The following is an 11,766-nucleotide window of genomic DNA, read 5'->3' as shown; positions in this document are numbered from 1 at the left end:
GAGCACACACGCAACATGCCGTTGGTATTGATGGGCGGCGCATCCGGGTTGCTGAAGAGTGGCAATGGCAATGGTCGTTTTCTTGATGTCCGCACGCAGGGCGACCACAGTGACTGGCTGGGCAATTATGTGAGCATGCAGCGGGTATGGGCCAGCATCGCCCTGGCAGCCGGCACCACGGTGCCGTATGGGGGCAATGTGTCACCGATCAACGGTATCTTCACCACGGTTGGAAGTTGAGGTGTCGTGCAGTGACAGGTCGTTGTGCGGCCGATCTTCGATAGGCTGATCGGCTTCATGTAGTTGCCTCAGTGCGGCTTCACGCTCGCGTAAAGCCGCTTCCAGGTGCTCGCTGCGCTGGACCAGCAGCACCTGTTGCAAGCGGCTTTCTTCCAACTGCTGGGCCTGTGCCTGTGCCTGTCGAAGCAACTCTTCACGCGCCCCTTGTGACTGCGCGAGGCTGGCATTAAGTGCCTGGAACTGCTGTTGCTGCTGTTCATGTTGAACCTGCAATGCCATACGTTCGCGCTGTAGTTGCCTAGCTTCAACGAGCAGGCGCTCATTGTCGCGATTCAGGCGTGTCAACTCGTCCTGTTTGACGATCAGGCTCTGTTGCAACTGGCGAATCTCCATCTGCACCTGCTGCAGTTGGCCCTCATGACGGCGTTGGTCCTGCTCGCGCTGTTCACGGCTCGCCGTACGGTAGTGCTCCAAGGCATCACGGGCATGCCGATGTTTATCTTCGAGCGACTGGATCTGCTCGTCTTTGTCCGCCAAACGCACCTGCAGTTCACCTACGGCCTGATTCAGTGTGGCATTACGGGTCTGCTCGGTCTGCAAGGCACTGCGGGTGGTCGCCAGTTCGGCGGATTCGCTGGCCAGCGCGGCAGCCTGAATCTGCTGCTGTTGCTGCAGCGCCGCAAGGGCCTGCTGGCTGAGCTGCAACTGCGCCAGCAATGTCTGTTTCTCTTCCTCGAACACGGCGCAGGCATCGCCTACCCGGCAGTCAGCCTCTTCGCGCAACTGCTCAGCCAGTTGGCCAACCAAATGGCTCAGTGCATCGCTTAGCGAGTGCGTGCTGGCGACCGTGGCCGGTTGCTGCGCCTCGAGCTCTTTCAGGTAGCGGTGAATTGTGGTTTTCGAACCGGTATTGCCCAGCTCGATACGTACCGCATCGATACTTGGATGCTCGCCCCTGGCCAGCAGTGCTTGCCTGGCTTTCTGAACGACTGCCTTGTTGATCCCGCCTCGGGCCATGGGTGCTCCTACGATTTCGTAATGTGGTACGTACCATGTAATTACATATCAGATACTACCTCGGAAATTACTTAAAAACCAAAATTCTAAGATTAAATAATCAAGGCTTATCGCATCTTAGACGCTAGAATGCGTACCTGAAGCTCGTCAGGCAGTACGCATTCGCAAGGAAAGGGCAATGAACAACGTCGATCGCTATCTACAGGCCGCCGTGCGCGAGAACACACGGCGTAGCTATCGTGCTGCGGTAGAACACTTCGAAGTGACCTGGGGCGGCTTTCTCCCGGCGACCGCCGAAAGCATTGCCCGCTATCTGGCCGACTACGCAGGCGAGCACTCCATCAACACACTCAAGCAACGCCTTGCCGCGCTAGGGCAATGGCATGCCAGCCAGGGCTTTGCTGACCCGACCAAAGCGCCGCTGGTGCGCCAAATGATCAAAGGCATCCGCAGCTTGCACCCCACGCAGCCCAGGCAGGCAGCTCCCCTGCTGCTGCAACACCTGCAAGGTGCGGTCGCGCACCTGGAGCGCGAGGCCGCGCACGCGCAACACAGCCAGGACATGCCCGGGCTGTTACGCGCTCGGCGCGACAGCGCACTGCTGCTACTCGGCTTCTGGAAAGGTTTTCGAGGGGACGAACTGGCACGTTTGCGCATCGAACACATTCAGGCGCAAGCAGGTGCCGGCCTGACGATCTACTTGCCGCAAAGCAAAGCCGACCGCCAGGCCTTGGGTGTTCACCATAAGGCGCCGGCACTGAAGGTGCTCTGCCCGGTTCAAGCCTATCTGCGCTGGCTGGAGGTTGCGGGGATTGCCTACGGCCCGGTGTTCCGCAAACTTGACCGGTGGGGAAACCTCGGCGAGCACGCGCTCAACAGCAACAGCCTGATTGGCCTGTTACGTCGTATTTTCGAGCGCAGCGGTGTTCCCGCGGCGCTTTACACCGGCCACTCGCTGCGTCGCGGCTTCGCCACCTGGGCGACCGCCAGCGGCTGGGACCTGAAGGCATTGATGAGTCATGTCGGCTGGAAGGACGCCAAGTCCGCGATGCGTTACATCGATGCCTCGGCGTCGTTCGGAGAACTGGCAATGCTCAGTGGCGATCCGTCAGCGAATCTGATGCTTGTGCAACAGCCGATAGAAGGTGGGGCGTGAAACGCCAAGCACGCGCGCAGCAACACTCAGGTTATCGCTGTGACGATTGAGCACGTCACATAGCGCCTGACGCTCTGCACGCTGCTTGTAGTCCTCTAGCGTACCTATCGGAACCACCTCAAGGGCAAGCCCGTGCAGGCCCAGGTCCTGCGCTTCGATCTGCCGCCCTTCGGCCAGCACCAGGCCTCGACGCACACGGTTGGCTAACTCGCGCACATTTCCCGGCCAATCGTGCCTGCCCATGGCCGCCAAGGCATCCTCGCTGAACGAGCGCGGGCGACGGCCGGTTTCCTGGCTATAAAAATGGGAAAAATGATTGGCCAGCATCGACAGATCGCCATGCCGGTCACGCAGGGGCGCAGTGACGACCTGCAGCACATTGAGCCGATAGTACAGGTCCTCCCGGAACCGTCCACGGGTGATCGCCGATTCCAGATCCACGTGGGTCGCTGCCAAGACCCTTACATCAACGGGAATAGGCTGACTGCCACCGACCCGCTCGATATGCTTTTCCTGAAGAAAGCGCAGCAGATTGGCCTGCAGCTCCAACGGCAGGTCGCCGATCTCGTCTAGAAACAGCGTCCCGGTATTAGCCGCCTCAATCCGGCCGACCTTACGCTGATGGGCGCCGGTAAAAGCGCCTTTCTCGTGACCGAACAGCTCTGACTGGATCAGGTGCTCCGGGATCGCTCCGCAATTGATCGCCACAAAGGGATTGTCCCGACGCTGGGATAGCCGATGCAAGGTACGCGCAACCAGTTCCTTGCCCGTGCCGCTTTCACCACGGATCAATACCGGCGACTCCGTGGGCGCAAGCTTGCTGAGTAACTTGCGCAACTCACGTATCGGGTAGCTGTCGCCGAGCAACTCATGCCCAGACTCCTCCACATGCACAGTGCCTTTGCCACGCAGGCGGGCCATGCCAAAGGCGCGACCTAGCGTGACCTGGACACGAGAAACGTCAAACGGCAGGGTGTGAAAGTCAAAAAACCACTCACAGACAAAATCACCCACATTCTGCGCACGCAACTCTTCGGCGCTGAGCACGGCAATCCATTCAGTACCGCTGCGGCTAATCAAATCCTTCACGGCATCCGGGTGCTGCAGATGCGACGGCTGCAAGCGCAACAAGCCCACATCGCAGCGCTGCTCGGAGGCCGCCGCCAACGTACAGCTATCGACATCCCAGCCTACATTTCGCAACCCGGGCAGCAGGCGATGGCAGTCGTCGCAGGGATCAACAATTAGCAGGCGGCGACTCAGAGCGGGCTCGAACATGAACGATCCTTGACGCCAATTATTGGGAAAGTCAGTGAAAACAGCATGTTGGCAGGTCCGTTTGTAACAGTAGCAACGAACCGTCAAGTTCCCACTACCGTTTGTCTATCAGTTGCCGGCAATAAAGCGATGCTTGGAATTTTTTATGCCGCCGAATATCCAACGACACACGCAAAACAACACGTTAGCGTGATGCGCTGATTTTTTTTAATAAGCCATGTGACTCGAACAAGCCTTGCGCGCATCAGTACAAGTAACTCACCGCTGTAGCGGTTTCCATGAATGTTTGGGTATTACGAGAGGACCTGACCCGATGAACGCCTCGCTGCGTGTCAACGAAGCACTGCTAATCACCACTCACGCGTTTGAACCCTTCCAATGCGTAACGTGGGATTCACCTAACGGTACAGGCGAGCTGAGCCTGGCGGTGATCGACCGGACCAGCACCCGTATCGGCAGCAAGCAAGTCTCGAGCAGCACCTATTCCGACCCGGCGCAACTGGCGCATTTCATTGAAGAAGTGCGGGCCGAATTGAGCGAAAAAGGCTACGACCTACAACCGTGGTCGATGCCTGAATAAGCAGTAGGGCCAATGTGGAAGTGCGTCACTCTGACGCACTTCCACGCGGAAACTTATCACGCGCCTATATAACAGTGATATCAAACCGCATTATCAGTGCCATCACTTAATTGGCCAGCCTATAACGGTTTGAACTGCTCGATATGTTGATAGTCGGCCTGTAGTTGTTCGGCCATCAGACGAGCGCGCCCCAGGCGTATTGGCGCCATTTCCATATCAATCAACAGACTGGTGCAGGGTAATGCCTGCAATGCTGGCCAGGCACTGAGCCGCCCGTCGGTTAGAATCAGGCAACGTCGCTGTTCGTCCGGGTAACGCTTGGCCCGCTGCAACAACCACTGCCTGGCCTGTTCCAGCGCCGCCAGCAAGGGTGTACCACCGCCAGCGCCCAACGCTTCCAGCCAGGGGCCAAGCGCCCTCGACGCTTTTAACCCCTGACGCTGCCACCGTGGCTCTTTGCCGCTGGCCGTCAACAGTGCCAGCCGCGCCCGTTGCCGATAGGCCTGATCGAAGAACTCGGCCAACAAGCCTTTGGCATGGCTCAACGCCTTGTAGCGGCGAGTTGAAGCCGAGGCATCGACGATTACCACCCACAGTTCATGAGGTGAGGCGCTACGCTGAACCCAGCATAGGTCCAAGCGCTGACGTGGGCGCCCTTTGAGCAGCGTGGCAGGCCAGGCAACGCGCCCCTGCCTGCTGGCAACGGCTGCGCCCCGCTCACCTCGCTTCAATCGACCGGCATGTGGCCTTGCATCCGCCACGGTATGCTTGGGCGGGCGGATGCTCAGGGCTTTTTTGGCCAGCTGGGCGCCTCGCGTCGAACGCCAGTCGCGGTTGCCTGCGGTGGCAATTCCCCCCACTGACCCTCTGACTGCGCTTGTGCCTGGCTACTGCCTGCCGACTTGGGCGGCTGTGGCTGCGGCGAATCGGTCGCATGATCGCGACGGCGATGGCGCAAGGCGAATTCCGCCACAGCATCGATATCCTGTTCGCTGATGTGCTGAGCGCCACGCCACGCTGCATGGGCGCGCGCGGCACGTAACCAGACCAGATCGGCACGCAGACCATCGACGCCCGCGGCAAAACAGCGCTCGGTAATGTTCACCAGGGCTTGATCGTCCAGGGCAATAGCGGACAAGCGTTCACGTGCTTCATGACAGCGCAGTCGTAACGCGGCTTGCGCCTCCTCCCATTGCGCACAGAACGCAACTGGGTCGCTGTCGAACGCCAGTCGCCGGCGAATGATCTGCCCACGCGCTTGCGGCAGCGGCTGGCCCTCCAGGGCCACATTCAATCCGAAACGGTCAAGCAACTGTGGCCGCAGTTCGCCCTCTTCCGGGTTCATGGTGCCAATCAACACGAAGCGGGCACTGTGGCGGTGAGAGATACCGTCACGTTCGATACGGTTGGTGCCACTGGCGGCGACATCCAGCAACAGGTCGACCAGATGGTCGGCCAGCAGGTTGACTTCATCGACATAGAGCACGCCACCGTCAGCCTTGGCCAGAACACCCGGTGAAAACTGCGCGCGTCCTTGGCCGAGTGCGGCATCCAGATCGAGCGTACCGACCAGTCGCTCCTCTGTCGCACCCAAGGGCAAGGTCACGAATGGTCCTTCGCCGAGCAGGTCCGCCAGGCCTCGGGCCAGCGTACTTTTGGCCATGCCGCGCGGACCTTCGATCAGGACACCACCGATCTTCGGATCGATTGCAGTCAGGCACAATGCCAGTTTCAGGTCATCGGCACCGACCACCGCAGCCAGAGGAAAATGTGCAGCTTCAGTCATTTCAGTTCTCTTCTTCACCGTCCAGCAACTGTTCTTCAAGCGCTTCTTTATAGGCGCCAGGTGCTTGCCAGAGGCCACGCTGCTGGGCTTCCAGCAGGCGTTCAGTCATATCGCGCAAGGCATCGGGGTTGTGCTGACGGATAAAGTCCCGTGTCTCGCCATCCAGTACGTAGGCGTCGGCCAGCGCCTGATAATGATGATCGTCGATCAGGTGCGTAGTGGCATCAAAGGCGAACAGGTTATCGACGGTCGCCGCCAACTCGAAGGCACCCTTGTAGCCATGACGCTTTACCCCGTCAATCCACTTGGGGTTCAACGCCCTGGCACGGATGACGCGGTTCAACTCTTCTTTGAGGGTACGGATGCGTGGCCGTTCCGGCTGGCTGTGATCGCCATGATAGCTGGCCACCGATGCGCCACCGAGGCTTTCCACGGCGGCCAGCATGCCGCCCTGGAACTGGTAGTAATCATTGGAGTCGAGTAAGTCGTGCTCGTGGTTGTCCTGGTTCTGCAGTACGGCCTGAACCTGGCTCAGGCGGCGGGCAAAATGACCACGAGCAGGCGTACCTTCGTCTGCGCCACCATAGGCATAACCGCCGTAGTTCAGGTAAACCTCGGCCAGGTCCTCGCGACGATTCCACTGCCGACCATCGATCGCGTTTTGTACACCCGCACCATATGAGCCGGGCTTGGCCCCGAACACCCGCCACCCTGCCTGACGCCGCGCCTGCTCCGGTTCGACGCCGGTTGCCAGCAACTCCGCCTGTTCGGCCCGTACGCGCGCGGCCAACGGGTTGAGGTCGTCCGGCTCGTCCAGCGCTGCAACCGCTTGTACTGCGGCATCGAACAGTTTGATCAGGTTGCCGAAAGCATCGCGAAAGAAGCCCGAAACCCGCAAGGTCACATCAACCCGAGGCCTGTCGAGCAGGCTCAACGGCAAAATCTCGAAGTCATCGACGCGCTGACTGCCACTGGCCCATACCGGGCGTACGCCCATCAGCGCCATGGCTTGGGCAATGTCGTCCCCGCCCGTGCGCATGGTGGCCGTGCCCCACACCGACAACCCCAGCTGACGCAGGTGGTCGCCATGGTCCTGCAGGTGACGCTCCAGTATCAGGTTGGCCGAGGCAAAGCCCAGGCGCCAGGCAGTCGTGGTCGGCAGGTTGCGCACGTCCACGGTATAGAAGTTACGGCCGGTCGGCAGTACGTCGAGCCGCCCCCGGCTCGGTGCGCCGCTCGGGCCGGCCGGCACGAATCGCCCATCCAGCGCATCGAGCAGGCCCTGCATTTCTGCCGGCCCACAGGCATCCAGCTGCGGTGCGACGGTTTGTACCAGCGCCTCGAGAATCGCCCGGACATCGTTCCAGGAGGGTTCTTCCGGCAAGCTCACGACGCCGTCCAAGGCCTGCTCGATCAAGCGCAGTGCGTACAGTTCCAGTCGCTCACGGGTGTCACCCGCCGTACGCCAAGGGTCGGCACTTAGCTCATTCAACAGATGCGGACGCGGGCCTTGCCAGGCGCCCCCCAAATCGCAATCCAGCGGATCGACGCCAAGGGCAAATGCCTTGGCCAGCGCCCTTGGCAAGCTGGCATGCTGACCACGGCCATCGCCCCGCTCTACCCGCAGCAATGCCTGCAAGGTGTCCAGGCGCAGGCGGCCCTGGGGCGATTCTCCGAACACATGCAGGCCGTCACGAATCTGCGACTCCTTGAGGTCGCACAGGTAGGTGTCCAGCCTTGGCAACCAGACAGCGGCGTCATCCAGGCTGTTTTCCAACTGCAGTTCGCGATCGATATGGTTGTCACGGACCAGCGCGAGGATATCGCGCTGCAACTCAGTGGCTCGGCGTGGGTCGAGCAGTTGAGCTTCGTAATACTCGTCGGCGAGCAATTCCAGGTCACGCAACGGGCCGTAGGTTTCGGCACGGGTCAAGGGCGGCATCAGGTGATCGATGATTACCGCCTGAGTCCGGCGCTTGGCCTGGGCGCCTTCACCCGGGTCATTGACGATGAACGGATAGATGTTTGGCAACGGCCCCAGCAGTGCATCAGGCCAGCACTGCGCTGAAAGACCGACCCCCTTGCCTGGCAACCACTCCAGATTGCCGTGCTTGCCGACATGAATCAGTGCATCGGCGGCAAAGCCATGACGCAACCAGAAGTAGAAGGCCAGATAGCCATGGGGCGGTACCAGATCGGGGTCGTGGTAAACCGCACTGGCGTCCAGCTGGTAACCACGCGCAGGCTGAATACCGACGAAGGTCAGACCAAAACGCAGGCCGGCGATCATCATCCGCCCACTGCGGAACATCGGGTCCTGCTCAGGTTCACCCCAGCGCTCCCGCACGGCAGCCTGGTTGGCCGCCGGTAGCGCGGCGAATGCGACGCGGTAGTCCTCCAGCGCCATGCTTTGTGCACAAGGGCGCTGATCGAGGCTTTCCAGGTCGTTACTGACACCGCCGAGCAGGGCCTGGATCAATGCCGTGCCGGTGTCCGGCAAGGCGCCAACCGGATAACCCTGCCCCTGAAGTGCCCGTAGAATGTTCAGCGCTGCAGCCGGAGTGTCCAGCCCTACCCCGTTGCCAATTCGCCCGTCACGGGTCGGGTAGTTGGCAAGCACCAGGGCTACACGCTTCTGGGCATTGGGCAGTTGCGCCAGTTCACACCAGCGGCGTGCGAGCTCTGCAACGAAGTCCATACGCTCCGGCTGTGCACGGTAACAGACAACATCCGACTGGCTGCGCTCACTGCGCCACGCCAGGTCCTTGAAACTGATCGGGCGGGTGATGATGCGCCCATCGAGCTCCGGCAAGGCAATGTGCATCGCCAGATCACGTGCGCCCAAGCCCTGCTCGCTGGCCTGCCAACCGGGTTCGTTGTCTTGGGCGCAAATGGCCTGCAGCACCGGGATATTGCGGCGAAATGGCCGAAGGTGAGGCTTCTGCGGGCTGGACTGGGCAAACCCGGTTGTATTGATGACCAGCGCGGCCTCGACCTGATCCAGCCAGGCTTCCACTTGGGCCAGGCACTCGGCTTCCTTGAGGCTAGCCACCGCGATGGGCAGCGGGTTGAGCCCTGCGGCGCGGATGCGCTCGCAGAACACATCGATAAAGGCTGTATTGGCCGCTTGCAGGTGCGAGCGGTAGAACAGGACAGGAACCACAGGCTGACTGGCTACCCAGTCAGCGAACCAGTCGTCCAGTACCGCCGCCTCGCGCTCCGGGTGATACACCACCGTGCGCGGCAGTTGCTGGGGCACATCCCAGCGGTAGTCACGTCCGAGCCATTGATTGGCCATGCATTTGAAGAGGTTCAGCGCGTTGGCCTTGCCGCCCTGCCGCAGAAAGTGCCAGAGCCGCTCCGCGTCTGCCGCCGGCACGTTGCCAAGGCTGCTCAACTCCGGATCAGGGCGGTCGTCGCCCGGCACCAGGATCAACTGCACGCCTTGGGCAGCCAATGCCACCAACTGCTCGACGCCATAACGCCAATACCCAATGCCGCCGTGCAGCGACACCAAAATAACCTTGGCATGACGCAGCACCTGGTCAACATACAGGTCTACCGACGCATGATTCTGCACCTGCATCGGGTTGGCCAGACGCAGGCTGGGATAATCCTCCGGCAATTGCCGGGCCGTTTCGGCCAGCAGTGCCAGGTGTGAATCACCGCTGCAGAGAATAACCAGCTCGGCGGGGGTCTGGCCCAAGTCGGCAATACTGTCATCCGGCACAAAGCCGCCGGGCTGGGTCCGCAGCAGGTGCATGGGTCAGGCGCCCAGCGCTGTACGCAGTTCAGCTTCCAGTGTCGCGCCATCCAGCGCCTGGCCGATCAGTACCAGACGGGTACTGCGCGGCTCGTCTGCGCGCCAGGCACGATCGAAGTGCTTGTCGAAACGCGTACCGACACCCTGGATCAGCAGGCGCATCGGCTTGCCCGGAATGGCTGCAAAGCCTTTGGCACGGAGGATGCCATGACGTACGACCAGTTGGGTCAGGGCATCAAGCAGCAAGCTCTCGTCGGATTCAGGCAGCTCAATCGAAATGGAGTCGAAGGCGTCGTGGTCATGATCATCATGGTCTTCACCGTCATGATGGCTGTCATGGTGAGTGCGACGACCGTCAATGTGCGCTTCCGATTCCGCTGCCAATCCGAGCAAGACTTCTAGCGGTAGACGGCCACTGCTGGCCTCGACAACTTTGACTGCGGGTGGCAGCTCTTCGGCCACTTCGGCGCGTACCGCTGCCAAGGCATGTGCCTCGATCAGGTCGGCCTTGTTCAGTACCACCAGATCGGCACTGGCCAGTTGGTCGGCAAACAGTTCATGCAGCGGGGACTCGTGGTCCAGGTTCGGGTCGAGCTTACGCTGGGCATCCACCTGGTCCGGATACGCCGCAAACGTACCGGCAGCCACGGCCGGGCTGTCGACCACGGTAATGACCGCATCGACCGTGCAGGCGTTACGGATTTCAGGCCACTGGAAGGCCTGTACCAGAGGCTTTGGCAGGGCCAGGCCACTGGTTTCGATGAGGATATGGTCCAGGTCGCCACGACGCGCCACCAGCTCGCGCATGACCGGGAAGAACTCTTCCTGCACGGTGCAGCACAGGCAGCCGTTGGCAAGCTCGTACACCCGGCCGCTGGCCTCTTCTTCAGTACAGCCGATGCTGCATTGCTTGAGGATTTCACCGTCGATGCCCAGCTCGCCAAACTCATTGACGATGACTGCAATACGGCGACCCTGTGCATTGTCGAGCATATGCCGCAACAGCGTGGTTTTGCCCGAGCCGAGAAAGCCGGTGACGATGGTAACGGGGAGTTTTGCCAGTGTTTTCATGTCGTTGCCCTTGGCAGCAATGGCGGGCGGGCACGACGAAAACCACGGGGGTCATGTGCCCGTGCGCGTTCGCTACCGGATCACCCCGCCCGGTTGAATGTCGGAAACTGTCCGAGGCAGGTCTCCTGGCTTGCGTCGTGCTGGCGAACATACCAGCGGCACCGGCGCCTTCCCGCAAAACTACGCAGTGGCAATGCCAGGCTTTGCAACGCTTACAGTTGCGGGGGCAGCCGCGGCTTCAACCGCGTTCCCGTCTTAGCTCCGGGCTGACCGGAGAACCTCGAAACGGCAAGGCTACGCAGTCGTTCAGGGTCGGTCAACCGTCGTTGTGATTGACGCGCACCTGCGCCCATGATTTGCTACCGCCTTCGTTTGGGTGCCTTTAACGAGGTGAAACGGGAAACCGGTGCGTCGCGGCCTGAGTTACGCGCGACAATTCCGGTGCTGCCCCCGCAACGGTAAGCGAGGAAAGCGTCTAGACCACTGTGCCAGCAACGCGGCATGGGAAGGTGACGCTCCAGGCTGAGCACTGTGCCAGCCCTCGCAAGCCCGGAGACCGGCCCAGTACAGAATTGACAAACCCGCGGTGGGCGGGCGCTGTTGCAACCTCTGGGTGAGTCCGCCCAAGGGGTTCTTGCGCATGCCTGCTGCTGATAACCCCTCAGAGGAAAGCGCCATGCCCGTCACAACCGCCCACAGCCACTCCGCCGCCATCAGTACCACTCGCAGCCAGCGCCTGGTCGTCGCTATTGGCGCATCGCTGCTGGGCTTGTGCCTGGTTTACTTCGCGGGTTTTTCGCACATCGAGGCGGTTCACAACGCTGCCCATGACACCCGTCACAGCGCCGCGTTTCCTTGCCACTAAGGGGACAGCG

At 61.0% G+C, this 11,766-nt stretch carries 10 protein-coding genes, 1 pseudogene and 2 riboswitches; of the genes and pseudogenes, 5 read left to right on the top strand and 6 right to left on the bottom strand.

The genetic code is table 11. The annotated features are described in order from the left end of the window. A pseudogene (locus tag EKA13_RS27805) lies at positions 1 to 240 on the top strand (DUF1552 domain-containing protein); the annotation flags it as partial. Here the strand turns inward: EKA13_RS27805 and EKA13_RS05680 are convergent. After that, positions 202 to 1,257 (bottom strand): DNA-binding protein, encoded by a 1,056-nt coding sequence (locus EKA13_RS05680; RefSeq protein WP_083199747.1) that lies wholly within the window; start codon positions 1,255 to 1,257, stop codon positions 202 to 204. The pseudogene EKA13_RS27805 and the gene EKA13_RS05680 sit on opposite strands and share 39 nt — an antisense overlap. Positions 1,258 to 1,435: 178 nt before the next feature. Between EKA13_RS05680 and EKA13_RS05675 the strand changes: the two genes are divergently transcribed. Continuing rightward, on the top strand, positions 1,436 to 2,413 hold the full coding sequence (locus EKA13_RS05675; protein WP_065758423.1) for a site-specific integrase: 978 nt from the start codon (positions 1,436 to 1,438) through the stop codon (positions 2,411 to 2,413). On the opposite strand, the gene EKA13_RS05670 is transcribed toward EKA13_RS05675, so the two are convergent. Further along, the gene (locus EKA13_RS05670; protein WP_065758422.1) at positions 2,366 to 3,691 is read right to left on the bottom strand and encodes a sigma-54 dependent transcriptional regulator; all 1,326 of its coding nucleotides are present in this window, start codon (positions 3,689 to 3,691) and stop codon (positions 2,366 to 2,368) included. The genes EKA13_RS05675 and EKA13_RS05670 overlap by 48 nt on opposite strands. Before the next feature lie 9 nt (positions 3,692 to 3,700). Here EKA13_RS05670 and EKA13_RS05665 point away from each other — a divergent pair, with 9 nt between their 5' ends. Together EKA13_RS05665 and EKA13_RS05660 are read left to right on the top strand one after the other, a co-directional pair. After that, positions 3,701 to 3,892, top strand: a complete 192-nt coding sequence (locus tag EKA13_RS05665; RefSeq protein ID WP_125862915.1) for a hypothetical protein — start codon at positions 3,701 to 3,703, stop codon at positions 3,890 to 3,892. Positions 3,893 to 4,004: 112 nt separating this feature from the next. Beyond that, the gene (locus EKA13_RS05660; protein WP_065758421.1) at positions 4,005 to 4,271 is read left to right on the top strand and encodes a DUF3509 domain-containing protein; all 267 of its coding nucleotides are present in this window, start codon (positions 4,005 to 4,007) and stop codon (positions 4,269 to 4,271) included. A 119-nt stretch (positions 4,272 to 4,390) separates the two neighbouring features. Here the strand turns inward: EKA13_RS05660 and EKA13_RS05655 are convergent, their stop codons facing one another. Genes EKA13_RS05655 through cobW form a run of 4 tightly spaced genes read right to left on the bottom strand, consistent with a single transcriptional unit; the run spans position 4,391 to position 10,891 of the window. After that, positions 4,391 to 5,002, bottom strand: a complete 612-nt coding sequence (locus EKA13_RS05655; RefSeq protein WP_065758428.1) for a vWA domain-containing protein — start codon at positions 5,000 to 5,002, stop codon at positions 4,391 to 4,393. Between the two features lie 53 nt (positions 5,003 to 5,055). Beyond that, positions 5,056 to 6,057, bottom strand: coding sequence for a magnesium chelatase ATPase subunit I (locus EKA13_RS05650; RefSeq protein WP_065758420.1), 1,002 nt, complete (start codon positions 6,055 to 6,057; stop codon positions 5,056 to 5,058). Between the two features lies 1 nt (position 6,058). Next, the gene (gene cobN / locus EKA13_RS05645) at positions 6,059 to 9,820 is read right to left on the bottom strand and encodes a cobaltochelatase subunit CobN (protein WP_065758419.1); all 3,762 of its coding nucleotides are present in this window, start codon (positions 9,818 to 9,820) and stop codon (positions 6,059 to 6,061) included. A 3-nt stretch (positions 9,821 to 9,823) separates the two neighbouring features. After that, positions 9,824 to 10,891, bottom strand: coding sequence for a cobalamin biosynthesis protein CobW (gene cobW, locus EKA13_RS05640; RefSeq protein ID WP_065758418.1), 1,068 nt, complete (start codon positions 10,889 to 10,891; stop codon positions 9,824 to 9,826). A 98-nt stretch (positions 10,892 to 10,989) separates the two neighbouring features. Next, positions 10,990 to 11,189: riboswitch (cobalamin riboswitch) on the bottom strand. A gap of 59 nt (positions 11,190 to 11,248) precedes the next feature. After that, a riboswitch (cobalamin riboswitch) is annotated at positions 11,249 to 11,470 on the top strand. Positions 11,471 to 11,567: 97 nt separating this feature from the next. On the opposite strand from cobW, the gene EKA13_RS05635 reads away from it, so the two are divergent. Further along, positions 11,568 to 11,756: a CbtB domain-containing protein gene (locus EKA13_RS05635; RefSeq protein ID WP_065758417.1), complete on the top strand. Its 189-nt coding sequence runs from the start codon at positions 11,568 to 11,570 to the stop codon at positions 11,754 to 11,756. Positions 11,757 to 11,766: the final 10 nt, after the last annotated feature.

It is taken from the genome of Pseudomonas defluvii (genome assembly GCF_001695625.1).
GTDB classification, from domain to species: Bacteria; Pseudomonadota; Gammaproteobacteria; order Pseudomonadales; family Pseudomonadaceae; genus Aquipseudomonas; species Aquipseudomonas defluvii.
Note: the sequence above shows the minus strand (reverse complement) of the source record. Positions and strands in the feature narration are given on the sequence as shown.